This is a genomic window from Cupriavidus sp. BIC8F, assembly GCF_032465815.1.
GTDB lineage: Bacteria > Pseudomonadota > Gammaproteobacteria > Burkholderiales > Burkholderiaceae > Cupriavidus > Cupriavidus necator.
The window spans coordinates 1172612-1198012 of the sequence record NZ_CP136095.1 but is presented as its reverse complement, the minus strand read 5'-3'; the positions used below and the strand labels follow the sequence as shown (position 1 = coordinate 1198012).

The 25401-nt window shown below is 64.9% G+C and carries 26 protein-coding genes; 15 read left to right on the top strand and 11 right to left on the bottom strand.

From position 1 onward, the window contains the following. Positions 1 to 146: 146 nt before the first annotated feature. On the top strand, positions 147 to 1070 hold the full coding sequence (locus RS901_RS25640) for a LysR family transcriptional regulator (protein WP_316156948.1): 924 nt from the start codon (positions 147 to 149) through the stop codon (positions 1068 to 1070). An 80-nt stretch (positions 1071 to 1150) separates the two neighbouring features. Here the strand turns inward: RS901_RS25640 and RS901_RS25635 are convergent, their stop codons facing one another. From RS901_RS25635 to RS901_RS25625, 3 genes are read right to left on the bottom strand one after another with little or no spacing between them, the layout of a single operon-like run. Beyond that, positions 1151 to 2620 carry an aldehyde dehydrogenase gene (locus RS901_RS25635; protein WP_316156946.1) on the bottom strand — a complete coding sequence of 490 codons (1470 nt, stop codon included), beginning with the start codon at positions 2618 to 2620 and terminating at the stop codon, positions 1151 to 1153. Positions 2621 to 2649: 29 nt separating this feature from the next. Next, positions 2650 to 3246, bottom strand: coding sequence for a thiamine pyrophosphate-dependent enzyme (locus tag RS901_RS25630; protein ID WP_316156945.1), 597 nt, complete (start codon positions 3244 to 3246; stop codon positions 2650 to 2652). Positions 3247 to 3250: 4 nt separating this feature from the next. Then, positions 3251 to 3784 (bottom strand): thiamine pyrophosphate-binding protein, encoded by a 534-nt coding sequence (locus tag RS901_RS25625; protein WP_316156944.1) that lies wholly within the window; start codon positions 3782 to 3784, stop codon positions 3251 to 3253. Between the two features lie 135 nt (positions 3785 to 3919). Between RS901_RS25625 and RS901_RS25620 the strand changes: the two genes are divergently transcribed. Next, positions 3920 to 4849: a LysR family transcriptional regulator gene (locus tag RS901_RS25620; protein ID WP_316156943.1), complete on the top strand. Its 930-nt coding sequence runs from the start codon at positions 3920 to 3922 to the stop codon at positions 4847 to 4849. A gap of 18 nt (positions 4850 to 4867) precedes the next feature. Here the strand turns inward: RS901_RS25620 and RS901_RS25615 are convergent, their stop codons facing one another. The 3 genes from RS901_RS25615 to RS901_RS25605 all read right to left on the bottom strand — a co-directional run bounded on the left by RS901_RS25615 (position 4868) and on the right by RS901_RS25605 (position 8158). Continuing rightward, a complete protein-coding gene (locus RS901_RS25615) occupies positions 4868 to 6070 on the bottom strand; it encodes a tripartite tricarboxylate transporter substrate binding protein (RefSeq protein ID WP_316156942.1) in 1203 nt (400 codons plus the stop codon). A gap of 38 nt (positions 6071 to 6108) precedes the next feature. Then, positions 6109 to 7113 (bottom strand): tripartite tricarboxylate transporter substrate-binding protein, encoded by a 1005-nt coding sequence (locus tag RS901_RS25610; RefSeq protein ID WP_410054221.1) that lies wholly within the window; start codon positions 7111 to 7113, stop codon positions 6109 to 6111. Positions 7114 to 7258: 145 nt separating this feature from the next. Beyond that, entirely contained in the window at positions 7259 to 8158 is a 900-nt protein-coding gene (locus RS901_RS25605) for a LysR family transcriptional regulator (RefSeq protein ID WP_316156941.1), read from the bottom strand. Positions 8159 to 8422: 264 nt separating this feature from the next. Here RS901_RS25605 and RS901_RS25600 point away from each other — a divergent pair, with 264 nt between their 5' ends. The 3 genes from RS901_RS25600 to RS901_RS25590 all read left to right on the top strand — a co-directional run bounded on the left by RS901_RS25600 (position 8423) and on the right by RS901_RS25590 (position 11225). After that, complete coding sequence (locus RS901_RS25600; RefSeq protein ID WP_316156940.1) at positions 8423 to 9664, top strand: aconitase X catalytic domain-containing protein; 1242 nt, start codon at positions 8423 to 8425, stop codon at positions 9662 to 9664. 5 nt (positions 9665 to 9669) lie between these two features. Next, complete coding sequence (locus RS901_RS25595; protein ID WP_316156939.1) at positions 9670 to 10128, top strand: aconitase X swivel domain-containing protein; 459 nt, start codon at positions 9670 to 9672, stop codon at positions 10126 to 10128. A gap of 125 nt (positions 10129 to 10253) precedes the next feature. Then, positions 10254 to 11225 (top strand): tripartite tricarboxylate transporter substrate binding protein, encoded by a 972-nt coding sequence (locus tag RS901_RS25590; protein WP_316156938.1) that lies wholly within the window; start codon positions 10254 to 10256, stop codon positions 11223 to 11225. 31 nt (positions 11226 to 11256) lie between these two features. Here RS901_RS25590 and RS901_RS25585 read toward each other — a convergent pair whose 3' ends face one another. Both RS901_RS25585 and RS901_RS25580 read right to left on the bottom strand, forming a co-directional pair. After that, a complete protein-coding gene (locus RS901_RS25585; protein WP_316156937.1) occupies positions 11257 to 12177 on the bottom strand; it encodes a LysR family transcriptional regulator in 921 nt (306 codons plus the stop codon). After that, positions 12174 to 13115 (bottom strand): LysR family transcriptional regulator, encoded by a 942-nt coding sequence (locus tag RS901_RS25580; RefSeq protein ID WP_316156936.1) that lies wholly within the window; start codon positions 13113 to 13115, stop codon positions 12174 to 12176. The genes RS901_RS25585 and RS901_RS25580 overlap by 4 nt, the downstream gene beginning before the upstream one ends. Before the next feature lie 178 nt (positions 13116 to 13293). Between RS901_RS25580 and RS901_RS25575 the strand changes: the two genes are divergently transcribed. From RS901_RS25575 to RS901_RS25545, 7 genes are all read left to right on the top strand, one after another. Beyond that, complete coding sequence (locus RS901_RS25575; protein WP_316156935.1) at positions 13294 to 14115, top strand: ABC transporter substrate-binding protein; 822 nt, start codon at positions 13294 to 13296, stop codon at positions 14113 to 14115. Between the two features lie 51 nt (positions 14116 to 14166). Then, the gene (locus RS901_RS25570; protein ID WP_316156934.1) at positions 14167 to 14865 is read left to right on the top strand and encodes an amino acid ABC transporter permease; all 699 of its coding nucleotides are present in this window, start codon (positions 14167 to 14169) and stop codon (positions 14863 to 14865) included. Positions 14866 to 14868: 3 nt separating this feature from the next. Further along, positions 14869 to 15618: an amino acid ABC transporter permease gene (locus RS901_RS25565; protein ID WP_316156933.1), complete on the top strand. Its 750-nt coding sequence runs from the start codon at positions 14869 to 14871 to the stop codon at positions 15616 to 15618. Further along, the gene (locus RS901_RS25560; RefSeq protein WP_316157288.1) at positions 15593 to 16321 is read left to right on the top strand and encodes an amino acid ABC transporter ATP-binding protein; all 729 of its coding nucleotides are present in this window, start codon (positions 15593 to 15595) and stop codon (positions 16319 to 16321) included. Before RS901_RS25565 ends, RS901_RS25560 begins: the two co-directional genes overlap by 26 nt. 14 nt (positions 16322 to 16335) lie before the next feature. After that, positions 16336 to 17592, top strand: coding sequence for an FAD-dependent oxidoreductase (locus tag RS901_RS25555; protein WP_316156932.1), 1257 nt, complete (start codon positions 16336 to 16338; stop codon positions 17590 to 17592). Between the two features lie 61 nt (positions 17593 to 17653). After that, positions 17654 to 18298 (top strand): 4-carboxy-4-hydroxy-2-oxoadipate aldolase/oxaloacetate decarboxylase, encoded by a 645-nt coding sequence (locus tag RS901_RS25550; protein WP_316156930.1) that lies wholly within the window; start codon positions 17654 to 17656, stop codon positions 18296 to 18298. A gap of 40 nt (positions 18299 to 18338) precedes the next feature. Further along, entirely contained in the window at positions 18339 to 19547 is a 1209-nt protein-coding gene (locus tag RS901_RS25545; protein ID WP_316156929.1) for an aminotransferase class I/II-fold pyridoxal phosphate-dependent enzyme, read from the top strand. A gap of 83 nt (positions 19548 to 19630) precedes the next feature. Here the strand turns inward: RS901_RS25545 and RS901_RS25540 are convergent, their stop codons facing one another. Continuing rightward, on the bottom strand, positions 19631 to 20260 hold the full coding sequence (locus RS901_RS25540) for an NAD-dependent dehydratase (RefSeq protein ID WP_316156928.1): 630 nt from the start codon (positions 20258 to 20260) through the stop codon (positions 19631 to 19633). Between the two features lie 187 nt (positions 20261 to 20447). Here RS901_RS25540 and RS901_RS25535 point away from each other — a divergent pair, with 187 nt between their 5' ends. From RS901_RS25535 to RS901_RS25525, 3 genes are read left to right on the top strand one after another with little or no spacing between them, the layout of a single operon-like run. Then, positions 20448 to 21443, top strand: coding sequence for a tripartite tricarboxylate transporter substrate binding protein (locus RS901_RS25535; protein ID WP_316156927.1), 996 nt, complete (start codon positions 20448 to 20450; stop codon positions 21441 to 21443). A gap of 38 nt (positions 21444 to 21481) precedes the next feature. Beyond that, positions 21482 to 22837 carry an acyclic terpene utilization AtuA family protein gene (locus RS901_RS25530; protein ID WP_316156926.1) on the top strand — a complete coding sequence of 452 codons (1356 nt, stop codon included), beginning with the start codon at positions 21482 to 21484 and terminating at the stop codon, positions 22835 to 22837. A 9-nt stretch (positions 22838 to 22846) separates the two neighbouring features. Then, complete coding sequence (locus RS901_RS25525) at positions 22847 to 23197, top strand: AtuA-related protein (RefSeq protein WP_316156925.1); 351 nt, start codon at positions 22847 to 22849, stop codon at positions 23195 to 23197. Positions 23198 to 23214: 17 nt separating this feature from the next. Here the strand turns inward: RS901_RS25525 and RS901_RS25520 are convergent, their stop codons facing one another. After that, positions 23215 to 24033 (bottom strand): IclR family transcriptional regulator, encoded by an 819-nt coding sequence (locus RS901_RS25520; protein WP_316156924.1) that lies wholly within the window; start codon positions 24031 to 24033, stop codon positions 23215 to 23217. Positions 24034 to 24074: 41 nt separating this feature from the next. Continuing rightward, complete coding sequence (locus RS901_RS25515; RefSeq protein WP_316156923.1) at positions 24075 to 25268, bottom strand: acyl-CoA dehydrogenase family protein; 1194 nt, start codon at positions 25266 to 25268, stop codon at positions 24075 to 24077. Positions 25269 to 25401: the final 133 nt, after the last annotated feature.

The window sequence follows — 25401 nt, the reverse complement described above, 5'->3', positions numbered from 1 at the left end:
TCGCCTCGGAGCAAGTCTCGCAGCGACGCAGGCTTGGGTAAATCTCGTTTTCTCGAAGCTGCCATTCGTCTGCGCCGAAAACACCGAAGACCTGCCGGTTTGCGACATGTTTGACGCCTTGGTAAAGTTCAGCAGAAGGAGTACATATGCATTTCGACTTTGCCGACCTGAGGCTGTTTGCACGCATCGCCGAGGAGGAAAACCTGTCGCGCGGGGCGCGCAAGGCATTTCTGTCGCCCGCCGCAGCCAGCGCGCGGCTCAAGGCACTGGAAGACCAACTGGGCACCCGCCTCTTCTATCGCGAGAGCAAGGGCCTGGCCCTGACCCCGGCCGGCGAGCGCCTGCTGCGGCATACCCGGGTGATCGAGCGCCAGTTCGAGCATGTCAAAAGCGAGTTCGAGGAATACGCCAAGGACTCGGTCGGTCATATCCGCATCTTTGCGAACACCACCGCCGTGACGGAGTTCATGCCAGAGGTGCTGGCGCGCTTTATGTCAGAGCGCCCCGCCGTCACCGTCGACCTGCAGGAACGCCTGACGCGGGACATCATCCGCGGCGTGCTGGACGGCAGCGCGGACCTTGGCATCATCTCCGGACCGCTGAACTCGGAAGGGCTGGAGGTCATCCATTTCAGTACCGACAAGCTGGTCCTGGCGACACCGGTCGGCCATCCGCTGACGCAGAAGCCGAACCTCGCTTTTGAAGACACGCTCGACTACGAGCATGTCAGCCTGCATGAAGGCAGCACCCTGCACGCGTTTCTTACCGAGCTGGTCCGCGACCAGCGGCGCAAGCTGCAGATCCGCATCCAGATCCGCAGCTTTGAAGCCATGTGCCGGATGATCGAGGCTGGTGTCGGCATTGGCGTGGTGCCGTTATCGGCCGCGTTGCGCCACCGGCAGACGATGAAAATCGAGATCATCGAGCTGCACGAACCGTGGGCGCTCCGGGAGCGTGCCGTGATCGTGCGGGAACTGGAAGGCCTGCCCGGCTGCGCGAAAGCGCTGATTGACGAACTGATCGAGGTGGCACAGGCAGCGGGCGGGAGCCCTGACGACGCGCTGTCATAACGCGTTTCACCTCCCCTCTCCCATAAATGGGAGAGGGGAGAAAACAAGCGCCCCCCGCCACAGGCTTCGGTAAGACACAATCAGCGGATCGTGAACGGATTACCCGTAGCCGCTCCCGTGTTGATCCACACACTCTTGGTCTGCAGGTACGACTCGATCGCGGCGATGCCGTTTTCCCGGCCGAGGCCGGAGTCCTTGTACCCGCCGAACGGCGACATGAAGCTGACCGCGCGATAGGTGTTGACCCATACCGTGCCGGCCTGGATCTTCTCCGACATACGGAAGGCGCGGCCGATATCCGAGGTCCAGACCCCGGCCCCAAGGCCATAGCAACTGTCATTGGCAATCGCGATGGCTTCGGCTTCGTCCCTGAATTTCAGGATGGACAGCACCGGCCCGAACACCTCCTCCTGCGCGATGCGCATCTTCGGCGAGACCCTGGCGAAGATGGTCGGCTCGACAAACCATCCCTCGCCGCAGGACGCCGGCTTGCCCCCGAGCAGCAGCTCCGCCCCTTCGTCCTGCGCGATCTGGATATACGACAGCACCTTTTCGTATTGCGCGGGCGTGGTGATGGGCCCCACCTGCGTGGAGGCATTCATCGGGTTGCCGAGCTTTGCTGTGCTGGCGAGCGCCAGCAGCTTCTCGACGAAGACATTGTGGATGTCTTCCTGCAGCAGCAGCCGTGAACCGGCGATACAGGTCTGGCCGCTCGCGGCGAAGATGCCGGAGACGGCGCCATTGACGGCGTCATCCAGGTTGGCATCGCTGAAGACGATGTTCGGCGACTTGCCGCCAAGCTCAAGACTCACGTGCTTGAACTGCGCCGCGCACTGCTGGTTGATCACGCGTCCGGTGGCGTCCGATCCGGTAAAGGTCACCTTCTTGACCAGCGCATGCGTCACCAGCGGCGAGCCCACCTCGGCACCAAACCCGGTCACGACGTTGAAGACGCCCGCGGGAAAGCCCGCTTCCTCGAACAGCAGCGCAAGCTCGAGCGCCGACACCGAGGTGAACTCCGACGGCTTCACCACCACGGTACATCCCGCCGCGAGCGCGGGCGCGATCTTCCACGCCAGCAGCATCAGCGGCGAGTTCCACGGCGTGATGGCCGCCACCACGCCCAGCGGCTCGCGCCGGGTGTAGTTGAAGTAGCCCTTCTTGTCGAGCGGAATGACCGTGCCTTCGATCTTGTCTGCCAGCCCGCCGAAGTAATAGAACCACTGCGGCAGGTATTTGAGCTGGGCGCCCATCTCCGCCAGCAGCTTGCCGTTGTCCTGCACTTCGAACTCGGCCAGCCGCTCGGCGTCCCTTGCGATCAGGTCACCGAGCTTGCGCAGCAAGGCGCCACGCTGTGTCGCAGTCATCTCTGACCACGGGCCGGTGCGGAACGCCTGGTCGGCCGCCTGCACGGCGCGGTCGATATCCGCTGCGGTGCCGCGGGCGACTTCGGCCCAGGCCTTTCCCGTATAGGGATTCTGGGTCTCAAACCAGCGGCCGTCGCTCGCATTGACGAAGGCGCCGTCGATGAACATTTGATACTGCTTCATGGCGTGCTGTCCGGGTTCGGGTTGGCAGGCTAGAACGGCACGAAGCCGAGATGCTCGCGGAAGCGGTTCTTGACGAAGGTGCCATCGCGCGGCGGCAGCGCCCGCTGCGGCTCGTCGGTCGAGATGTAGACCTGCGCCACGGTCATGCCGTCGGCCTTGTTGATGGCTTGCGCGAGCTTGCCCAGCTCATCGATATCGGAAATCTCAAGCGTTGTCGGCACGCCGACAGCCTTCGCCACCTGGGCCAGGTTGGTACCCAGGCTGGTGTGGCTCTGCTGCATGCCGGTCTCGCCGAAGTGGCCATTGTCGAGAATCACAATGTTCAGGTTTTTCTGCTGTTGCGCCGCCGCAGTCGCCAGGCTGCCGATGCCCATCAGCTGCTCGCCGTCGCCGGTGATGGCGATCACGGTCTTCTCGGGTTGTGCGATGGCAAGCCCGAGAGCCAGCGAGGTGGAACCGCCCATAGCGCCCCACAGGTAGAAGTTGCCGGGGCGGTCGCCAGCGGCAAACACGTCGTACGAGGGCGAACCGAGGCCCGAAACCACGAGCGCGTCAGGAAATTGTTTCAGCAGTTCGGCAACGAACTTGCGGCGGTCGATGCCAGGCTTGGAGGTAGAGGTAGTCATAGGATCAGCGCATCCATTTCTTGCGGCCGATAAGGCTCTGGGACAGGAGAACGGCAACGCGGTTGCCAGCGTCGAAGGCGGAGACCAGGCCGGCGTCGACCAGCTCGGCGGCCTCTTCCGGCGAATTCACGCGATAGACCGTGATGCCCATCAGTTCCAGCGCACGCTGGGTGGCCAGGCCCATCGGGTTCTGCCAGGGATTGAACTCGGCGTACTCGCCGCGCATGGTCACCAGGGTGAAGAACGGGAACTTGCAGCTCTCCAGCAGCGAGAACATGTTCACGCAGTTGCCGACGCCGCTGCTCTGCATCAGCAGCACCGCGCGTTCCCCGCCGAGCCAGGCGCCGCTGACAACGCCCACGCCTTCTTCTTCGGTGGTCAGCACCACGTCGCGGATTTCGGGGTCGGCCTTGGCGCGTCGGATGACATGCGAGTGGCCGGCGTCCGGCACGTAGGCCACCTGGCGGACGCCGTTCTGTTTAAAGACCTGGAAGATGTCCTCTTGCCAGGCAAGAGGCTCTGAGTTGTTTGTCGTCATAGTGCGCAAGTTAAGAAAGGGGAAAGCGGGGGGACAACGTTTGCTATCATAGAGTTGACTAGCTGGAAGTATGAAATACAATTAATTGATGCCTGCAATCACGAAGTTGAATGCCGGCCAAGGGCCTCTACAGATATGGACATCAAGCAGCTTCGCGCCCTGTTAGCCATCGCCGAAACCGGCAGCGCCACCAAGGCTGCCGAGCTCCTGCGCATAGTGCAGCCGGCGGTTTCCCGGCACGTTCGCCTGCTCGAGGAGGAACTAGGCGTCGAACTGTTCGAGCGCGAGCGCCATGGCATGGTCCTGACCGACGCCGGCCGCACGCTGGTCGAATACGGCCGCAGGGCGCTGCAGGAACTCGATCGGGCCAAGGCAGAGATCACGCCGGCGTCTGGCGCGATTACAGGCACTGCAGTCATCGGGCTACTCCCAAGCACTTGCGAACTGCTGGCAGCGGAGCTGGTTGCCACGGTGAAGGCCAGGCATCCGCAACTGGTAGTACGCATCAACGTCGGCTACGCGGGAAACCTGCTGCAGTGGCTCGAGGCCGGCGACGTGGAGGTCGCCCTGCTCTACGACACCAAGAGTTCTCCCGGACTGCAGGTAGAAGCCCTGCTCGATGAGCAGCTTTACCTGGTCGGAGCGGCTGGCACCCTTGCGCCAGGCAAGGAACAAACCGTCGAGAGCCTGCGCGACCTGCCGCTGGTCCTGCCCAATGCCTCGCACGGGCTGCGCAGCGTGGTCGAGCATGCCTGCGCGGTTGCCGGCATCACCCCGGTAGTAGCGGTCGAGACCAACTCGCTGGCGGTTCAGAAAAACCTGGTCGGCAAAGGGTTCGGCCACACGGTCCTGCCGAGCTCCGCGATTTCCGAGGAGATGGAGACTGGCGCGCTGGCGGGCGCGCCCATCGTGTCGCCCAACCTGTCGCGCCGCATCGTGCTGGCGCACGCGGCCACCCGCAGGCTGACACCCGCAGCCAGCTTCGTCTGCGCCGAGCTGGTGGCATTGATGAAGCGGCTGGTGCTCGACGGCGCATGGCCCGGTGCATCCTGGATCAGCGCCTGATACGGTGCCAGCGGCAGTTCAGTCCAGTTCGATGTTGGCGGCCTTGATGACCTCGGCCCACCGGCGCGTCTCAGCCTGGACAAACCTGGCCGCCTTGTCCGGAGTGGAATCGACGATGGGCTGCACGCCGATCTTTTCCATGCGCTGACGCACCTCAGGGTCCTTGACTGCCGTCTGCAAGGCAGCGCTCAGCTTTTCAATGACCGGGGCCGGCGTGCCCTTTGGCACCATCACCATGTTCCACAGCGACGTTTCATAGTTCGTGTAGCCCGCTTCCTTCATCGTCGGCACGTCCGGCAGCACGCTGGAACGCGTGGCAGTCGTGACTGCGAGCGCCTTCAGGCGACCGGACTGGATCATGGGCGCAGCTGTCGACACTGCATCGGTGATGAACTGGACGTCGCCGGAAATCACCGACTGGATCGCCTGGCTGGCGCCACGGAACGGAACATGGGTAAGCTTCAGGTGTTCCTGGAACTGCAGCAACTCTACCGCCATATGGACGGCGCTACCCTTCCCTGCGGAACCGTAGCTGTACTTGCCAGGATTCTTCCTGATGTCCTCTACCAGTTCCCTGGCCGTATTCGCCTTCACCGAAGGATTGACCGCCAGCACCATCGGCACTCCCGCGACCACAGATACCGGCACCAGCGCATTGACGGGGTCATACGGCAGCTTCTTGTAAAGCGTGGCGTTGATGGCGTGGGAACTGGTGCCGAACAACAGCGTGTAGCCATCCGCCGGGCTCTTGGCGACCACGTCGGTCGCAATGGTTCCGCCGGCACCCGCCTTGTTTTCCACCACGACCGACTGCCCGAGCAAGGCGCCGAGCTTGTTCGCCACGATGCGCGCCACCACGTCGGTGCTGCCACCGGCGGCGAAGCCGACGACCATTCGGACGGGATGGTCGGGATAAGCAGCCTGGGCGTGCGCGCTGAACGAAATGAGCGCACCGATCCCCACTTGAGCAAGCAAGCGTTTCATGTCTCTTCCACGTAGATAGTTTTGGTTGGGTGGCGCATTGCGCGTCAACCCTTTGAGACGATGGTAGCGAGCAACCGTGGGAACGGTGAAATAGAAAATTCCGCTGCTGCTATCAAGGGGCGGCATGCCTGGGGCTACTACTGCGGTGTTAACCCGGAGCTCCGCGCCGAAGAAATCGCCGCGTAAACGCAAGGACGCCGCGCAGCCATCGCCGCGCGGCGCATATTCAAGCTCCAATGGAACGGAAGCGCTGGCGCGCTACCGGCTGCAGGACGTCAGTCGGCCTCCACCTTCATGGTCTTCAGCAACGGCTGCCACTTGTCGCTTTCCGCCTTGAGCCAGGTCCGCAGCCCCTCCGGCGTCTGCTTGTCTACCGGCACGAGCTCCGCACCCAGGTCGTCAAGCCGCTTGGCGACGGCAGGATCCTTCAGTGCCTGCTGCAGCGCCTTGGTCAGCCGGGCGGTGACCGCGGGCGGCGTGCCCTTGGGCGCATAGATCCCATGCCAGACCTTCATCGAGAAGCCCTTCAGGCCGCCTTCCTGCAGCGTCGGCGCATTGGGCAGCGCCTTGATGCGGCTCGGCGTCGTCACGCCATACAGCTTGACGCGATTGGCGTTGATATGCGACAGGGTCGAGGTGGTCTGGTCGCACAACAGGTCCACCTGCCCGCCCAGCAAGGCCGTCAGCGCGGGCCCGGTGCCCTGGTAGGGAACGGAGGTCATCTTGACTTTGACTGCCTCCTCGAACAGCAGGCCGCATAGCTGCGAAACCGCGCCAAGGCCGGCATTGGCCAGCGAGACCTTCTCCTTGTTCTGCGCCACGTACTTGATCAGCTCCGCCGCGTTGGCCGGCGGCAGATCCTTGCGGCCCAGCAGCGTCATCGGCACATCCGCCACCTGCCCGATGTACTCGAAATCCTTCAGCGGACTGTAGGTGAGCTTCTTGTACAGCGCCGGCGCCGTCGCCATGCCATTGTGGTGGATCAGGATGGTGTAGCCGTCGGGCTGCGCCCGCGCCACGAATGCGGCCGCCACCGTGCCGCCGGCGCCGAGCTTGTTTTCCACGACAACGCTCTGCCCGAGATCCTTCGACATGGCCTGCCCAAGCGCCCGGGACACCACATCCGTCGGGCCACCGGCCGAGAACGGCACCACCAGCGTGATGGGCTTGGACGGATATGCATCCGCTGCCAGCGCCCCCGCGGAAAACGCCAGTCCGAGCGCTCCGCACGTGATCCACTTCATACCGGCCAGCATGGCCTCGCCCGCTTGAACGCACATATCACCGTCTCCATGTCGCCGGCGCGCTGACTGTGTCGCCCCGGTCGGTTTATCAAACAGGGCTAGAGTGCGGGATAGCGGCACCGGAGGACAATCCGGATTTATCGAACGGGCCATACGGCCAGGCCGAACGCACGCCAGCCGATCACCCGGTCTGGAACATCTGCCCGAAGTCGCAGGTCTCCTGGGCCAGCATGGCGATGGACGACACAAGCTTGCTGCGCTGATCACTCTTGCAGATGGCGGCATAGGTTGCCGGCGGCAAGGCAGGGGTCACCGTAAGCACCTCGAGCGCCCCCGTATCGACCATCGGCGCCAGGCACTTCCGGGGCAAATAGCTGATCCCCATCCCCGGGACCGTGAGGCCGATGAGTGCCACCACGCTGTTGCTGAAGACCGTGTTCTCCGTGTTCACGCCGATCGAACGGAGCCAGCGGTTGTAGAGCTGACCGGTTCCCGAGCGGTCATCCTGAGTCAGCAACCGATGCGCGGTCAGCTCGTGCATGCGCAGCCGACGCCGTCGGCCCACCAGTCCAGGCTTGCACATCCAGGCGTTCTCGACCACGCCGACGCGCCTGGACAAGAACCGCTGATCGTTGAAGACCTCAGGAACGACCATCAGGTCCACCTCGTCGGCAAGCAGCTTGTCGCGAAGCATGACGCTGACATCGACGTGCGGCTCGATGATGACCCGCGGATAACTGGCCTGGATCGCGCTCACCAGGCGCGGCAGCCAGGTCATCGCTGTCAGCTCGGTGACCCCGATCCGCACGTGCCGCTCCAGGACCTCGGGGCGCTGGAACTGTTCGACCGCTGCATCCCGCTGCTCGAGCAGCCGTCTGGCGAGCAGGAACATCTCTTCGCCCTTTTCCGTCAGCCGCGCCGTGCGCAACGAGCGGTCGAACAAGGGCGTATCGAACAGCGCCTCCAGCTCCTGCACCCGTTTCGATACGGCCGACTGCGTAGTGTGCAGCTTGTTCGCGGCCTGCGCGAAGCCGCCGAGCTGCACGACCCAGAAGATCGCTTCCAGTTGCTTGAATGTCATCACCCCATCGCCTCCCAAACCCTAGCGCATTCCCATAGGGAATATATATCGATTCCAATTTATCGCTTTTTCTGATTTGGATCGAGATCCAGAATTCTTCCAACCGGTGATTGCATCGAGATGCCTCATCGAACGGTGTTGAACCACAGCTTCCCGCGCCGCCTCCGTGCCTCGGGCCACCCATTGGTGATGTCGCCGCCGAGAGCCAGGTTTCCCGACCAGTCGGCTGCGATCTTGCCCAAGTTCCTTAATGGAGACCTATATATGTTGCTGACCGAAGAAGAAACCCGAATGTTGAACGGGGACAAGGGCCCTGCCGTCAAGAAGGCCATGGAAATCCTGGTTGCGTTGGGAGAGAGCTTCGGCGCCGAAAGGCTGCTTCCGGTCAACAACGTGCATATGGCGGGTTCGTCGGTGCTGGTTGCCGAGGAAGCCGGCACAAGGTTCGTGGAAGATATCAGGAAGCAAGGCGGTAACTTCGTAACCAGGGTCACCACCAATCCCACGGCTGTCGATCCCACGCAGTGGCAGGAGATCGGCATTCCCGAATCGGATAGTGTCCTGCAAACCCGCCTGACCGATGCCTACGCCGGGATGGGTGCAAATTCGTGCAATACCTGCATCCCTTACCTGGTCGGAAACAGCCCGCGTTTCGGCGAGCATATGGCCTGGGGTGAGTCTTCGGCCGTTGTTTATGCCAACTCGGTCTGTGGCGCCAGAACCAACCGGGAGGGAGGGCCAAGCGGACTTGCCTCTGCACTGACCGGCCGGACCCCGGAGTATGGATTCCACCTGAAGGAAAACCGTTATGGGAAATTCCTGATCAAGGTGGAGGCGCCCCTCAATGACATGACGGATTACGGGACACTTGGATATTTCGCAGGCAAGATCGCAGGGCAGGATACGCCAGTATTTACGGGCATTCCTTCCGACCCGACCCTGGAACAGTTGAAGGCCCTGAGCGCTGCCCTGGCGGCTTCCGGTGCCGTGAGCATGTTCCATGCCGTTGGCGTTACGCCCGAGGCGCCAACGTTGGAAGCGGCGTTCGGTGGGTGTGAACCTGAAAAGGTACTCGTCTTCGATCAGGCCGAAAAAGCAAAGGCAGAGGCTGCCTTGAACAAAGAGCCCTCTGACCATGTGGACTGGATACTGGTCGGCTGCCCCAATGCCTCCGTGCAGGAAATTCGCGAAGTCGCCGACGCCTTGCAAGGCAGGAAGGTGCATCAGGATGTATCGCTTTGGGTCACCACGGCCGGGGCGATGTATGCCATGGCCGAGCGCATGGGCTATATCCAGACCATCGAGGATGCCGGCGGCATCGTGGTCCGGGAAACCTGTCCTTTCCTGGCGCGCAGCCGCGTCATTGCGCCAAAGAAGGGATACAAGACCCTGACCACCAACTCCGCGAAGATGGCATTCTATGCGCCCGGTCAGTTTGGTCTTCCCACCCACTATGGGAACCTGGACCGGGTCGTGCGGGCCGCAATCCATGGCGCCTGGAGGTAATCAACATGACGACCAATCAATTCATCCTGAAGGGACGGAAAATCGTCACGGGCAAGGCCAGCGGCGAGGCCATCGTCACCAGGGAAGCAATCAGCTTCAACGGTGGTGTCGATAACATGACCGGGATCGTTACGGAGCCCGGGCATGAGCTGGAGGGAGTCAATATCTCCGGCAAGGTCCTGGTGTTTCTCACGGGCAAGGGCTCTACGGGCGGATCGTACAAGATATACGACATGGTATCGCGCGGCACCGCACCGGTTGCCTTTATCCAGGTGAATCCGGAACCGATTACCACGATCGGCGCAATCATCGGAAGTATCCCGGTCATTGCGGGCCTGGACCACGATCCGACGCTTGCCATTTCCAACGGGGATTTCATCGAAATGGATGCCGACGCCGGCATCGTTACGGTGACCGCGCGCAATCCACTTCGGACCGTCGCAAACCCCGCCTCGGCCGCATAGCGATTGCAGATCCATTGATTCTGATCCTTGGGTCAGAAGTCAATGGGTCAAATCCACCCTGCTGCGCACACGGGCTGATCGCACACGCGCCAGCCCAAAAAATACATAAGCACTGGAGACAAAGCATGACCCGACGTCCCTTCCTGCGCGTCGCGCTCGCCGCATGCCTGGCGGCCGCGAGCTTCGCATCCCATGCCCACGACTGGCCATCGAAAAAGGTCATCACGCTGGTCGTGCCGCTGGCCGCGGGCGGCAGCACCGATTCCACCGCCCGCCTGCTGGCGGACAAGCTGGGCAAGGAACTCGGCCAGCAGGTCATCGTCGAAAACCGGGTGGGTGCCGGCGGCAATATCGGCGCGGCCTACGTGGCGAAGTCGGCGCCGGACGGCTACACGCTGCTGATGGCCACGAGCACGATCGCCACCAACGTCACGCTCTACAAGAACATGGGCTTCGATCTGCGCAAGGACCTGGTGCCCGTCTCGCAGGTCGCCATGATCCCGAACGTGCTGACCGTCAACAACACCATGCCCGCCAGAACGCTGCAGGAGTTCGTCGAATACGTGCGACAGAAAAAGGGGCCCGTCACCTACGGCTCGGCCGGCAATGGCACGGCGTCGCACTTGTCCGGGGCGCTGTTCAACAGCATGGCCCATGGCGAGATGCTGCATGTGCCCTACAAGGGCGGCGCGCCCGCGAATGCCGACCTGATGGGCGGGCAGATCCAGGTGGTGTTCTCGCCCATGGTCGAAGTGCTGCCGTTCATCGACAGCGGCAAGCTGCGCGCGCTCGGTGTGACGACGAAGAACCGCTCTGCGCGGCTGCCCAACCTGCCGGCGGTGACCGAGGTGCTGCCTGGCTTCGACGTGACGCTGTGGAACGGCGTCTTCGCGCCAGCGGGCACGCCGCCGGCGGTCGTCGACAAGCTCGCCGCGACGATCCAGAAGCTTACGCAGGATCCGGCCCTGCGCAAGAATCTGGCCGACCAGGGCTCCACCCCAGTGGCCAGCACGCCGGCTGAGTTCAGGAAGGTCCTGGACCAGGAGATCGACAAGTGGGGCAAGCTGGTCAAGCTTTCCGGCGCGCGCGTCGAGTGAGGCAAAGGCCCAGGCTCTGGCGCCAGAAAACTCATGGACCGGCCCTGCGCCTGGTCTGCCGGTGCTTGGTCCCGAAATCGCAGCATTGCCGTGCAATGTCCGCTACGGCATAGCCGAGGGCGGCCTGGTGTTGCTTGAGGAACACCGCGTAATACCCCAGGCTCGGCGCCGGCGGATCGGTACGCACGACCTGCAGGCGCCCTTGCCGGATCTCGTGGCTGAACAGGCGCAGCGGCATGCAACTCACCCCCATGCCCGCCTCGACCAGCCCCGCCAGTGCCACCAGGCTGTTGCTGCCGGAGATCCGATGCGGCTGCACGCCGGCCTGCGCGAACTGCGTCTCGCCCAGCGCGGTGGCGCCGGACCCCTGGTCCTGCAGGATCAGCGGCAGCGTTGACAGATGCTGAAGCGAGACAACCTTGTTGCCATCGAAGGCACCCGGCGGGGCGATCCATCCGAACTGGACCGATTCCAGCCTGACGGATGCCATCGCCGGATCGAGGAATGACTCAGTCAATACCGCGATGTCCAGGCGTCCGTCGAGCACCTTGTCACGCAGCGAGGCCGACAGGTCGACATCGGGATGCAGGGTCACCTGCGGATAGATGCTGTTGAGCTTGCGCACCAGGCTCGGAAACCAGGTGAGCGCCACCATCTCGGTGATGCCGATATGGAGCGTGCGCGCGACATGCCTGGCGGAGGCCTTCACTTCTTCCAGGCGCGCAGTCGCCGCCAGAAAGCCCTCGCACAGGGCCAGCATCTCCTGGCCCTTCGGTGTCAGTGCGGACTTCCTGCCAGATGCCTCGAACAGCGGGACCGCAGAGATGCGCTCCAGCTCCTGAAGGCGCTTGGTGGCAGCGGATTGCGTGACGTGCAGCTTCGACGCCGCGCGCTGTACGGTGCCGAGCTTCGCTGTCCAGTAGAACGCCTCTACCTGCTTGATCGTGATCACTTGCCTGCACTCCGCGCCAGCCCGCCCTGGCCGCCGCCAAACATCTGGTATGAGCTGTCGAAATCGCAGGCGCGCCGTGCTATCGCAACCACACTACGCAGGAACGGCATGGCCACGTCCGAGCGGATCATCGCCACGTAGCGCAACGGCGGCAGCCTGGGCGTGACCCGCAACGCCACCAGTTGCCCCGAGGCCAGCAGGTTGGCGATCACCGAGCGGGGCAGATAGGTGATGCCCTGCCCCGAGGCCGCCAGGCCGACCAGCGCGACCAGGCTGTTGCTGCTGATGGTGCTGCGTGGCAGCACGCCATGCTTGCGCAGCCACTCGCCGATCAGGATGCCGGAACCGGAAAGCTCGCCCTGCGTGAGCAAGGTGTATTCGCTCATCTTCGCCAGCGACATGCGCGACGTCTGCGCAGTCAGCGCGGGACTGCAGAACCACTCGTTCTGGACCTCGGCCAGCGTTTCCTTTACATACCCCGTCGCGGCAAAGGCATCGGGAAGAATCGCGAGGTCGATCTGGCCGCTGTGCAGGCGGTCACGCAGGTGCACGCTGTGGTCCACCTCCGGCTCGATGACCACCCGCGGATACGCCGCGCGAATTGCTTCGAGCAGTTTCGGCAGCCACGTCAGCGCCGTCAGCTCCGTCACGCCAAGGCGCACCTTGCGGATCAGGACTTCCTTGCTGGCAATCCTTTCCAGCAGCAGGTCGCGCTGCAGCAGGACCGCCTTCGCGCGATTGAGTACCTCCGTGCCTTCCACCGTCAGGCGCGCCGCACGCCCTGCGCGATCGAGCAGGGGATAGCCAAAGCCTTCCTCGAACTCGCGGATATGGCGCGATATCGCCGAATGCACCACACCGAGACGGCGCGCCGCAGCATCAACCGAGCCGGTTTCGGCGATGGCAACCAGCGCCTCCAGTTGTTTGAGTGTCGTCATGGCCCTAGGGTGAACCCCATCGATCCGTCACAAATAGGAATGAAACTCGAGCTAAAAATGTCGCTTTAACTAATTATATCCATCTGCAAGAATCGTTTCACAGTGCGCAACCGGCGCTGCGCCGCTGCCACCGAAGACACTGCCGCCCCGCGGCACCCACACTGCCCCTGGAGAAACCATGAAGTCAATCATCAAAGCGAGCTTCGCCGTACTGGCTTGTGCCGCAGCCATGGCCGGCCCCGCCCACGCCGACCAGCTGGCCGATATCAAGGCGCGAGGCACGCTGGTCTGTGGGGTACTCAGCAACCTTGAACCTTTCGGCTTCCAGGATCCATCCACGCGCGAGCTGACGGGCTACGACATTGACTTCTGCAAGGCCATTGCAAAGTCGCTGGGTGTGAAGCCGGAGTTAAAGCCGGTTTCCCTCGAGGCGCGAATTCCTGAGTTGAGCCAGGGCCGCGTGGACGTCCTGGCCGCGGTGCTGGGCTATACGCCGGCGCGTGCGGAGCAAATTACATTCTCGGACACCTACTTTGTCAGCGAACACCGTCTGGCGGTCAAGGGCAACGGGCCGTTCAAACAGCGCGATGATCTCGCAGGCAAGCGCATCAGCACCATGAAAGGCGCCAGCACGCAATTCTTCCTGCAAAAGGTGTTGCCATCGGCGCAGCTCGTCAGCTACGACGACACCCCCTCCGCTTTCATGGCGCTGGTGCAAGGCAAAGTCGACGGGTTCGGGCTGTCGGAAACGATGCTGCGACGTTTCATCGCCAAGCTCGGCCCGTCCGGCAACATCACGGTCCTTGCGCCCTCCCTCGGCGAGGAAGCGTGGGGCCTCGGCATCAAGAAGGGCGAGCCAGCGCTGGAAAAGGCTGTGAACGCTGCTCTCGCCGACATGGAAAAATCTGGCGAAGCACAGCAGATCTTCGAGAAATGGCTCGGCGCCAGGACCATCTTCCAGATGAAGCGGGAGTTCCGCACCCAGCCGATCAAGGGCTGACACAAAGGCAGGGGCCATACCGAGCGTATCGGCCCCGCCCAGGAGCTACCCATGTTTTCCCATTTCAACTTCCCCGCCATCTTTGCCGCGCCGTATGGCGACCAGTTGCTCGAAGGCCTGCGGCTGACCGCCTGGCTCACCGCGTCGAGCTGGAGCCTCGCGTTCGTGCTCGGCACCGTGCTCGCCACCGTGCGCGTCTCGGGAAGCGTCATCGCCGAACGTTTCGTGGCGGGCTATGTCGCCTACCACCAGAACGTGCCGATGCTGGTCCATATCCTGCTGTGGTACTTCGGCATTCCGACGCTGCTGCCCGAAGCGGTCCAGAACTGGGCCAACGCCAACGGCGGCGAGATGATCTTCGCCAGCATCGCCATCGGCCTGTGCATGGCCGCCTACTTCTCCGAGGATATCCGCAGCGGGCTGCGTTCCATCCCGTTCGAGCAGCACGAGGCCTCGCGTTCTCTCGGCCTGAGCTACCTGGGCTCGATGCGCTACGTGATCCTGCCGCAGGCGTTCCGCATTGCGCTGCCGCCCTTCATCAACCACACCGTGCTGCTGTTCAAGAACACCAGCCTGGCGATGGCGGTGGGCGCGGCGGAGATGACCTATGCCGTGCGCGAAGTAGAGAACCACACCTTCCGCACCTTCGAGGCGTACATGCTGGCCACGGCGTTCTACCTGGCGGTGTCCCTTGGCCTGATGGCGATCGGCGCGGCGATGGCGCAACGCACGCGTATCCCGGCGAGATAAACCATGATCGATATTCTTCGCGACAACTGGCACCTGCTGCTGCTCGGCCAGTACCCCAACGGACCGCTCGGCGGCCTGGCGCTGACGCTGCTGCTGTCGGTGCTGGGACTGGCGTTCGCATTCCCGATCAGCATCCTGCTGGCGGTGGCGCGGGTCTCGCCCTGGAAGGTGTTCCGGATACCGGCCACGGTCATCGTCTACATCGTCCGCGGCGTGCCGCTGGTGATGCTGATCTTCTGGAGCTACTTCCTGGTGCCCCTGCTGCTCGGCCACAGCGTGACGGGCTTCACCACGCTGCTGTGCACGCTGGTGATCTACGAGGCAGCCTACATCTCCGAAGTCATCCGCGCCGGCATCGAGGCGCTGCCGCGCGGCCAGACCGAAGCGGCGCGCGCGCTCGGCCTGAGCTATGCGCAGACCATGACGAAGGTGGTCCTGCCCCAGGCGCTCTACAACATGATCCCGAGCATCGTCAGCCAGTTCGTGTCGACCATCAAGGAGACCTCGCTCGGCTATGTCATCAGCGTTCAGGAACTGACTTTCTCCGCCAACCAGGTGAATACCAACCTGCTGACGCGGCCGTTTGAAGTCTTCCTGATCCTGGCCCTGACCTATTTCGCTGTCTGCTTCTGCCTGACCCAGCTGGCGCACGCCCTGGAGCGTCGCGTCACGCGCAGGCGAAGTGGCAAGACCAGCGGCAAGACCGCACCCGCACGGAGCATTCATGATGATTCAGTTCTCCAAAGTCAATAAGTGGTATGGCGACTATCACGCCCTGGTGAACGTGACCGCTGAAGTCGGCCGCGGCCAGGTGGTGGTGGTGTGCGGCCCCTCGGGGTCGGGCAAGTCCACGCTGATCCGCACGGTGAACCGCCTGGAGGAAATCCAGAACGGCACCATCCGGCTCGACAACCGGGACATCCACTCGCCGGCGCTGAACCTGAACAAGTTTCGCAGCCACGTTGGGTTCGTGTTCCAGCAGTTCAACCTGTTCCCGCACTTGTCCGCGCTCGACAACGTCTGCCTGGCGCCGGTCAAGGTCGCGGCGAAGAGCAGGAGCGAGGCGAAAAGCAGGGCGATGTCGCTGCTCGAGCGCGTCGGCCTGGCACACAAGGCCGAGGCCTACCCGCAGCAGCTCTCCGGCGGTCAGCAACAGCGCGTCGCGATTGCACGGGCGCTGGCGATGGACCCGCCGGTGATGCTGTTCGACGAGCCGACCAGTGCGCTCGACCCGGAAATGGTCGGCGAAGTGCTGAATGTGATGAAGGGTTTGGCGAAGGACGGCATGACCATGGTCTGTGTCACGCACGAGATGAACTTTGCACGGGAAGTTGCCGACCGCGTCTGGTTCATGGACAAGGGAGCGATCCTGGAAGAAGCCTCGCCGGTCGACTTCTTTGCCTCGCCCCAGCATCCGCGGGCGCGCGCTTTCCTGTCCGACCTGCGCTCGCATTGAGGACGCCCTGGATCATGGCACACAACCAAGCGCCGGGCTCTGCCGTAGTGGTCGGCGCCGGGATCGTCGGCCTCTCCATCGCCTTGCGGCTGCGAATGGATGGCTGTCAGGTCACCGTCATCGACCACAACGCGCCGATGTCCGGGGTTTCGTCCGGCAACGCCGGCTACCTGTCGGAGTCGAACATCTTTCCGCCGGCGGCACCGGACCTGCTGCGCAGGCTGCCCCGGCTGCTGCTAGACAAGGACGGTCCGCTGGTGGTGCGCCCGCGCTATGCGCCGCGCCTGGTGCCGTGGGCGTGGCGCGCCGTGGCCGCGCTGCGGCCGCAGCCGTACCAGGCCGTGCTGTCGAACATGGCAGCGCTCACGGGCCAGGCCATCGCCGCCTTCGACGAACTGACGCGAGAGGCATCGGCGCAGCATCACATCAGCCGTGACGGCGGACTGATTGCGTTCAGGAGCGAAGCTGCCCTCGATGCGAAATGCCGCGCCCTGCCCGTGTGGAACAGCTACGGTCTTGCCGCGGAGCGCGTGTCGGCCGCCGGCGTGCGCGAACTCGAGCCGGCACTGTGCCCGGACATCGCCGGGGGCATCTTCTATCCGAACGCCGGGCGCTGCAGCAATCCGCGCGGCCTTGGCGAGCATTACGCCCGGCGGCTGGTTGCACTGGGCGGGACGATCCTGCGCGATGAAGTGCGCGCTGTCCGCCAGGTGGCGCCGGGTCGTGCGGAAGTGGCGACCGCAACCGGAACCCATGCCGCCGTGCGCGTCGTCGTGGCAGCGGGCTACCGATCGGGGCCATTGCTGGCACAGCTTGGCTACCGGGTGCCGCTGGCGGCGGAGCGCGGCTATCACCTGATGTTGCCGGACGCCGGCATCGCACTGCGCCGCCCAGTCGTATTCGGCGAACCCTTGTTCGCGGCAACGCCGATGGATGGAGGGCTGAGGCTGGCCGGCACCGCCGAGTTCGCACACGCCGACGCCAGTCCCGACATGCGTCGCGCCGACATGCTGCTCAGGCTGGCCCGGCCATACCTGCCTGGCATCCGCGGCGCCAACGCCAGGTCATGGATGGGTGTGCGCCCTACCTTCCCGGATGGCATGCCCGCCATCGGCCGCGTCGGACAGGCTCCGTCCGTGCTCTATGCCTTCGGTCACGGCCACAACGGCCTGACCACCTCGGCGATTACCGCGAGGTGCGTGTCGAGCCTGGTGCGCGATGTGCCGCCCCCAGTGGACCTGTCGGCATTCCGCCTCGAACGCTTCCACTGAACGCTTAAACCTGCCACGCCCTCCCCACGGGAGGGTCGCTCTCGCCTACCCGGAGACAACCATGCCCGAAATCACCCAATCCCAACTCGACACGCTCAATCGCCTGGGCGCCGCCACCATCCACGAAGCGCAGGGTCAGCGCGGCGCCATCGACCCTCGCATCGCCCCGCTGGACCCATTGATGCGCGTGGTCGGCCGGGCGCTGACCATCGATATCCGGCCCAGCGACAACCTGATGATCCACTACGCCCTGACCAAGGCCAAGCGCGGCGACGTGCTGGTCATCGATGCCAAGGGCTTTGTCGATGCCGGCCCTTGGGGCGACCTGCTCACGCTCGCGGCGCAGAAGATCGGCATCGCCGGCCTGGTCATCGACGGCGCGGTGCGCGACGCCAGCGCGATCGTCGACATGGGTTTCCCCGTGTTCTGCCGCGGCCTTTGCATCAAGGGCACGAACAAGTTCCAGCCCGGCAAAGTCAATGTGCCGGTCACAGTCGGCGGTGTCGTCGTGCACCCCGGCGACATCATCATGGGCGACCGCGACGGTGTCGTTGCCGTGGCTCGCGAAGAGGTTGAACAGGTGATCGCGGCAAGCGAAGAGCGCGAACGCAAGGAGGCCGCCATCCGCGAGCGCCTGGAAAGCGGCGCGACCATGGTCGAGCTGCTCGGCCTGCAGGACACGCTGCGGCGCCATGGCCTTGCCTGAAGCCCTCGATCGCCAACCACCAACGCAAGGACCTTCAACCATGCATCAATCCATCGTCAGCAGCCGCATGAGCCTGATCAAGCCGTCGCCCAGCATCGCCGCCAAGGCGCTGGTCGACGACCTGCGCGCGCAGGGACAGAACGTGCTCGACTTCACCATCGGCGAGCCTGACCTGGCCACGCCTGCGCATATCGGCGCCGCGGCGAACGCCGCCATCGCCCGCGGCGAAACCAAGTACACCAGTACGCTGGGCACCCCCGCGCTGCGGCGTGCCATTTCCGCCAGGCTCGGCCGCACCCTCGGCCTCGACTACAGCGCGGACGAGATCGTTGTGGGCTGCGGTGCCAAGCAGGTGATTTTCAGCGCGCTGACCGCATCGCTGGAAGACAGCGACGAGGTCATCATCAGCGCGCCCTACTGGGTGTCCTATCCCGACATGGTCACGATGAACGGCGGCAAGCCTGTCATCGTCAAGTGCGATGCCGACGTCGGCTTCAAGCTGACCGCGCCCGCACTGGAAGGCGCCATCACGCCGCGCACGCGCTGGCTGATCCTGAACAGCCCCAACAACCCGACCGGCGCGGTCTACACCGCCGCGGAACTGCGCGACCTGTGCGCGGTGCTGGAACGCCATCCGCACGTCTGGGTGATGAGCGACGAGATCTACGAGCCTTACGTGTATGACGGCGGCAGCGCCATGTCGCCGCTGGCGCTGATGCCGGCGCTGAAGCCGCGCTCGTTGCTGATCAACGGCATGTCCAAGGCCTATGCCATGACCGGCTGGCGCGTCGGCTATGGCGCCGGGCCGCGCGAGCTGGTCAAGGCCATCAGCACCATCCTGTCGCAAAGCTCGACCTGTACCAGCTCCGTGTCCCAGGCTGCCGCGGTCGTGGCGCTGGAGGGCGACCAGGCGTGCGTCCGCGAGATGGTCGGCATCTTCGAACAACGGCGCAACCGCATGGCGGTGCTGCTGAACGAGATCCCCGGCATTGCCTGCACACCGTCGGCAGGCGCCTTTTATCTCTACGCGTCAGTCAAGGGCCTGCTCGGCAAGCAGACGGATACCGGCAAGCTCCTTGAGACCGACCTCGACGTGGTAATGTTCTTCCTGAACCAGGCCGGCGTGGCGGTGCTCGACGGCACGGCATATGGCCTGTCGCCCTACTTGCGCTTTTCATTCGCCACCTCGCTGGAGGTGATCGAGGAAGGCTGCGAGCGCCTGAAGCGGGCCGTCGCGACGCTACGGTAGCGCACCTTCCGGAGTGGCCGGCAATGCTGCGCTACCTCGACCGGCGCGACCCGTCGTACAAGACCTGATCTGCAGCGCCCGCTTCAGGTCAGGCGGTCCGACGTCACCACATGGATGCCCGGCACCGCATCCCGCGCGGCCGCCAGCAGGGCCCTGGCGATCTGCTGCGCCGGATTAAGACGCCAGCGACGAGGCAATACCGGCCCAAGCACCTTCAGCGCGGTCACCATGGCGCGTTCGCCGAAGCGAAACTCCGCGCGCTGCCCGCCGATCAATCCGGGGCGGACGCAGGTCAGCGACGCAAAGCCAAGCCCCGCCAGGTCGCGCTCCAGTTCGCCCTTCACCCGGTTGTAGAAAATGCGTGAGGCCGCGTCCGCGCCGATCGCGGAATTCAGCACATAGGCTGGCGTGCCATGTTGCCTGGCCAGGCGCGCGACGGCGAGTGGATAGTCGTGGTCCACGCGCCGGAATGCCGGCTCGGAGCCGGCAGCCCGCATCGTGGTGCCGAGCGTGCAGATGACGGCATCCGCCTGCCACCATGGCGCATCTTCCGGCAGGCGGTCGAAGTCCACCACCGGAGCCAGCAGCTTCGGGTGCGCGGGCAGCGCGCGCCGGCCTGGCGCCACTACGCTGCTCACGCCCGGGTCGGCAAGCGCCTGTTCCAGGACATGGCTTCCGACCAGTCCGGTCGATCCCACCAGCAGCAGCTTCATGTTCAGTCTCCGTATCCACGCGCCCCACGGCGCTGGTCAGCTTGAAATCGCCTGGAATTTTCAACCAATGAAAATATACGGCATTAGTTTGACGCTGTTCCGCTCCGCTCCCTAAGATCTCCCACACAGAGTTTCCCTCAACGAAACCAGATGCGCGCGCACCGCCTCGCGCCCAGGAGACAACCCGATGCAGCGTCATTCCCGCCAGCGGCGTGCCGTAGTTGCGGCGCTCGCCACCCTGCCCGCCTTGTGCGCCTGGTCCGCACCGGCCTGCGCGGCAGAGGCATTTCCCTCGCGTCCGATCCGGCTGGTGGTGCCCTTCACGCCCGGCGGCACCACTGACATCCTGGCGCGCCTGGTTGCGCAGAAGGCCGGCGAAACGCTGGGCCAGCAGATCGTGGTCGACAACCGCCCGGGCGCGGGCGGCAACATCGGCGCCGAGGCCGTGGCGCGCAGCGCGGCTGACGGCTATACGCTGCTGATGGGCACGCTGGGCACGCAGGTGACCAACCAGTTTATCTATCCGCGCATGCCGTACGACAGCACCCGGGACTTCGTGCCCGTGACGCTGGTCGCAAATTCCCCCAACGTGCTGCTTGTCAACAGCACGCTGAACGCCAGATCGGTGGGCGAACTGGTGACGCTGGCCAGGCGCGAGCCGGGCAAGATCAACTACGCCTCCACCAGCACCGGCGGGTCGCCCCACCTGTCAGGCGAGTTGCTGAACATGATGGCGGGCGTCAGCATGCAGCACGTGCCGTACAAAGGGGCCGCCCCGGCCATGACGGACCTGCTCGCGGGCCAGGTCAACCTGATGTTCGACAACCTGCCGTCCGCGCTTGCACAAATCCAGGCAGGCAAGGTGACGGCGCTGGCGGTCACCAGTGCCAGACGGGCCTCGGTGCTGCCTTCCGTGCCGACCGTGCGCGAGTCGGGGCTGCCGGGCTATGAAGTCAATTCCTGGTTCGGGCTGCTCGCGCCGGCCGGCACGCCGCCCGAGCGCGTGCGCCAGCTCCAGCAGGCGGTGGACAAGGTGCTGGCCACGCCCGACGTGCGCAAGCGCATCGAACAGCTTGGCGCCGAGCCGGGCGGCGAAGGCTCCGCCGCGTTCGCGGCGCAGATCAGGAGCGATACGGAAAAATGGTCGCGCGTGATCCAGACCGCCGGCATCAAGGCGCAATGACACGGCCGGGCAGCGCCAAACCCTGACACACGACAACCATGACCAAGACCAACACCCTTCGTATCGGCTCGGGATCGGGCTGGTGGGGCGACCGCGTGGAGCCCGCAGAGCGTTCGGCGCGCCTGGGCAAGCTCGACTACCTGTGCTTCGAGACCATGGCCGAGGCCACGGTATCCGCCGCGCAGGTGCGCAAGCGGCGCGATGCCGGCTTTGCCGGCTACGACACCTATCTCGACGAGCGCATGCGCGCAGTGCTGCCACCCTGCATCGCCAACGGCACGCGCATCATCAGCAACCAGGGCTGGATTCATCCGCTGGGCGCGGCCCGGCGCGTAGCCGAACTCTGCGAGGAACTGGGCCTGCCCGGGGTCAGGATCGCCGCGGTCACCACCACGGACCTGACCGGGAGCATCTGCGAGCTGGATCTCACCCTGCTGGAAAGCGGCGCACCGGTTTCCTCGCTGCGTGAAACGCTGATCAGCGCCGAGCCATACGAAGGCGCCGAGCCGATCGTCGCCGCATTGCGTGCAGGCGCGCAGATCGTGATCACCGGGCGCGTGGCCGACCCGTCGCTGTTCCTCGCGCCGATGATCCATCATTTCGGCTGGTCGCAGGACGACGTGACGCAGCTTGCGCGCGGCAGCGCCATCGGCCATTTGCTCGAGTGCGGCGCGCAGGTGACGGGGGGATATTTCGGCGACCCCGGCTACAAGGATGTGCCGGAACCATGGAACCTGGCCTTCCCGATCGCCGAGGTGGAGGCCGACGGCAGCGCCGTGATCGGCAAGGTGGATGGCAGCGGCGGGCGCATCGACCTGCAGACGGTCAAGGAGCAGATGTTCTATGAAGTCCACGACCCGCGCCGCTACATCACGCCGGACGTGGTGGTCGACTTCTCGACTGCGGTGCTCGAACAGGTGGGGCCGGACCGCGTGCGCATCAGCGGCGTGAGCGGGCAGCCGCGCACCGATACGCTCAAGGTGTCGCTGGGCTGCACTGAAGGGCATATCGGCGAAGACATGTTCTTCTACGCTGGGCCGGGTTGCCTGGAAAAGGCCAGGCTGGCCAAACGCATCCTCGAAGCGCGCTTTGCCATGGCAAGGTTGCAGGCGGACGAGGTGCGCGTCGACTTCCTTGGCGTCAACGCCGTGCACGGCGCGGCCTCGCCCGAGCCTGCCTGCGAGCCCAACGAAATCGCCGTCCGCGTCGCCGCGCGCACCCGCACGCGCGAGGAAGCCGCCAAGGTCGGCCGCGAGATCGACAGCATGGCGGTCTGCGGCCTGGCCTCTACCGGCAAGCGCGTGCCGCACCAGGACCGCACGCGCGAGATCATCGGCGTCTGGTCGGCGCTGGTGCCGCGCGCATTGATCACCTCCCAGGTCCACTATCTCTGAGGATTCGCCATGCGTGTACCACTGCGCCGTCTCGCACACAGCCGCTCCGGCGACAAGGGCAATACTTCGAACACGGCAGTCATCGCCTATGCGCCGGAGTTCTACCCGCATATCAAGGCACAGCTGACGGCACCCGCATTCAAGGCGCTGTACGGCACGCTGATCACGGGCGCGGTCACGCGCCATGAAGTGGACGGGCTGCAGGTGCTCAACTTCGTGGCGGAGGGCGCGCTTGGCGGCGGTGTGTCGCGCAGCCTCGCGATCGACAACTACGGCAAGGCGCTGGCCAGCGCCTTGCTGCGTTTCGAAGTGGAAATACCTGACACGCTGGCCGGCCTGCTGCGCGGTCCGGCGCCATAGGCTCGCCGGAATGCGCGTCAGCTGCCGCCGGACCGGCGCGCCCTGGCACGCCGGCCGTCGGTGCATGCGTCGGCCCGCGGCGGTATCACGGTGCGCGTCCAGGCGCTGGTGATGCGCCGCGCCTCTTGCTTGAGTTTGCGCGCCAGCGCGGCCTCGCGCGAGCGGATGCGCGCACTCATCGCCGCCACGCTCAAGGCACCGATCGGCCGGCCCTCATAGTCGAGAATCGGTACCGCGATGCCGCCCATGCCGTCGACCACCCAATCGAGAAACAGCACATGCCCGCGCGCGCGGGCGGCCTCGATTTCCGCGGCGATGCACGCCGCATCGAGCCGCGGGTGCTTGCCAAGCTTGCGCGTGGTCTGCTGCAGCCGGCGCGCGCGCTCGGGCGCGGGCAGCCATGCCAGCACCGCCAGGCTGCCGGCGCCCACGCCGAGCGGCCGACGCGTGCCGACCGTCACGTAGTTCGCCCGTATCGCATACGTGCCGGGTTCCAGGTCGGTGCACACCGCCTCGCCACGGCTGGCCTCGGTCAGCACGGCGGTATCCTCGAACGCCTCCACCAGCCGTTCCAGTGCCGGACGCGCCAGCTTGCGCAAGTCCACGCGCCGCTGCGCCACGTCTGCCAGCTGGAAGATCTCAGGCCCGATGCCGTAGCGGCGCGCCTGGTCGCGCGTGGCGAACCCCTCCTGCACCAGCAGCTCGAGCATGCGTGAGGCCGTGGCCGGATCGAGTCCGGTGGCGCGCGCCACGTCGCTCATGCGGCGCACTTCCGGATCGGACAGCGCGCGCAGCACGGCCAGGGCGCGCTGGATCGGGGATGGGCGCGATGGCACCTGGCGGGCTCGCTCAGGCAGGCCCCGCGCCAGAGCGGCGCTCAGCCATGATGCGATGCTGCCAGGGTATCGCGCTTGATCTTCTTTGCCAGCGACCACTTGTGGACTTCGGTCGGGCCGTCGTAGATGCGAAACGCACGCACTTCACGGAAAACCTGTTCGACAATGGTGTCGCGCGACACGCCCATGCCGCCGAGGATCTGCACGCAGCGGTCAGCCACGCGGAACAAGGCATCGGACACGGCCACCTTGGCCATCGAACTCTCCGCGGTACCCAGGGAGCCGCCGTCGAGCACCCCGGCGCACCAGTCGATCATCAGTGCGGCCTGCTGCAGGTCGATCAGGTTCTCGGCCAGCATGAAGCCCACGCCCTCGTGGTCGATCAGCAGCTTGCCGAAAGCCTTGCGCGTGGTGGCGTAGGCACGCGCGATCTCGTCGGCACGTGCCACACCCCCGAACCAGCGCATGCAATGCGACAGCCGCGCCGGCGACAAGCGAACCTGCGCGTAACGGAAGCCCTCGTCCACCTCGCCCAGCACCTGGTCCTGCGGCACGCGCAGGCCGTCGATCAGGACCTGTGCATGCCCGCCCGGCATGGAACTGTCGATGGTATCGAGCAGGCGCTCGATGCGGATCGCCGGATGCGGCAGGTCGACCAGGAACATGGTGGCCTGCGCGCGCTCACCGTCGCCGGTACGCGCCATCAGGATGCCGACCCTGGCCCCTTGCGCACCGGTGATGAACTTCTTGCGCCCGCAGATCACCCATTCGTCGCCGTCCCTGACCGCGGTGGTCTGGAGCATCGACGGATCGGAACCGGCCCCGCCTTCTTCCGCCGGCTCGGTCATGAAGAACGCGGAGCGGGCCTCGCCGCTGACCAGCGGTGCAAGGAAGCGTTTCTGCTGTGCGTCCGTGGCGACCTTGCCCAGCAGGAACATATTTCCCTCGTCCGGGGCCATGGTGTTGACCGCGACCGGCCCGAGGGGCGACAAGCCCGAGCGCTTGAGCACGGCTGCGGTTTCGAGCTGGGTCAGGTGCGAGCCGTCGGCCAGGATATGTGGCGTCATGACGCCGGCCGCGCGCGCCTGGTCGCGAAGCTCGGCGACCAGCCCGGCCGTCGGGCCGTGGGCTTCGCAACGCACATCGCGCTCATATGGCACCACGACGTCGCGGACAAAGCGCTCGACGCGATCGGCAATGACACGGCTTCTTTCTGTGGGACAGGCGGTGAACATGGTGAGCCTCGTTGTCAGGACAGGATCCGATTGTAGGACGGCGCACCGCGGGGCCGCTGTCACTGAAGGCCGTTCGCACCAGGAAAACCCGACACCTGGTCTGCAGCCGCTGCCTGACGTCCGACAGAGTAAT

Coding starts and splice junctions, on each gene's coding strand:
- RS901_RS25630 (WP_316156945.1), bottom strand. CDS start 3,246: ATGACTACCTCTACCTCCAAGCCTGGCATCGACCGCCGCAAGTTCGTT.
- RS901_RS25595 (WP_316156939.1), top strand. CDS start 9,670: ATGACGACCAATCAATTCATCCTGAAGGGACGGAAAATCGTCACGGGC.
- RS901_RS25580 (WP_316156936.1), bottom strand. CDS start 13,115: ATGACGACACTCAAACAACTGGAGGCGCTGGTTGCCATCGCCGAAACC.
- RS901_RS25575 (WP_316156935.1), top strand. CDS start 13,294: ATGAAGTCAATCATCAAAGCGAGCTTCGCCGTACTGGCTTGTGCCGCA.
- RS901_RS25560 (WP_316157288.1), top strand. CDS start 15,593: ATGATTCAGTTCTCCAAAGTCAATAAGTGGTATGGCGACTATCACGCC.
- RS901_RS25565 (WP_316156933.1), top strand. CDS start 14,869: ATGATCGATATTCTTCGCGACAACTGGCACCTGCTGCTGCTCGGCCAG.
- RS901_RS25600 (WP_316156940.1), top strand. CDS start 8,423: ATGTTGCTGACCGAAGAAGAAACCCGAATGTTGAACGGGGACAAGGGC.
- RS901_RS25535 (WP_316156927.1), top strand. CDS start 20,448: ATGCAGCGTCATTCCCGCCAGCGGCGTGCCGTAGTTGCGGCGCTCGCC.
- RS901_RS25550 (WP_316156930.1), top strand. CDS start 17,654: ATGCCCGAAATCACCCAATCCCAACTCGACACGCTCAATCGCCTGGGC.
- RS901_RS25635 (WP_316156946.1), bottom strand. CDS start 2,620: ATGAAGCAGTATCAAATGTTCATCGACGGCGCCTTCGTCAATGCGAGC.
- RS901_RS25530 (WP_316156926.1), top strand. CDS start 21,482: ATGACCAAGACCAACACCCTTCGTATCGGCTCGGGATCGGGCTGGTGG.
- RS901_RS25525 (WP_316156925.1), top strand. CDS start 22,847: ATGCGTGTACCACTGCGCCGTCTCGCACACAGCCGCTCCGGCGACAAG.
- RS901_RS25540 (WP_316156928.1), bottom strand. CDS start 20,260: ATGAAGCTGCTGCTGGTGGGATCGACCGGACTGGTCGGAAGCCATGTC.
- RS901_RS25515 (WP_316156923.1), bottom strand. CDS start 25,268: ATGTTCACCGCCTGTCCCACAGAAAGAAGCCGTGTCATTGCCGATCGC.
- RS901_RS25555 (WP_316156932.1), top strand. CDS start 16,336: ATGGCACACAACCAAGCGCCGGGCTCTGCCGTAGTGGTCGGCGCCGGG.
- RS901_RS25640 (WP_316156948.1), top strand. CDS start 147: ATGCATTTCGACTTTGCCGACCTGAGGCTGTTTGCACGCATCGCCGAG.
- RS901_RS25625 (WP_316156944.1), bottom strand. CDS start 3,784: ATGACGACAAACAACTCAGAGCCTCTTGCCTGGCAAGAGGACATCTTC.
- RS901_RS25620 (WP_316156943.1), top strand. CDS start 3,920: ATGGACATCAAGCAGCTTCGCGCCCTGTTAGCCATCGCCGAAACCGGC.
- RS901_RS25570 (WP_316156934.1), top strand. CDS start 14,167: ATGTTTTCCCATTTCAACTTCCCCGCCATCTTTGCCGCGCCGTATGGC.
- RS901_RS25610 (WP_410054221.1), bottom strand. CDS start 7,113: ATGTGCGTTCAAGCGGGCGAGGCCATGCTGGCCGGTATGAAGTGGATC.
- RS901_RS25590 (WP_316156938.1), top strand. CDS start 10,254: ATGACCCGACGTCCCTTCCTGCGCGTCGCGCTCGCCGCATGCCTGGCG.
- RS901_RS25605 (WP_316156941.1), bottom strand. CDS start 8,158: ATGACATTCAAGCAACTGGAAGCGATCTTCTGGGTCGTGCAGCTCGGC.
- RS901_RS25545 (WP_316156929.1), top strand. CDS start 18,339: ATGCATCAATCCATCGTCAGCAGCCGCATGAGCCTGATCAAGCCGTCG.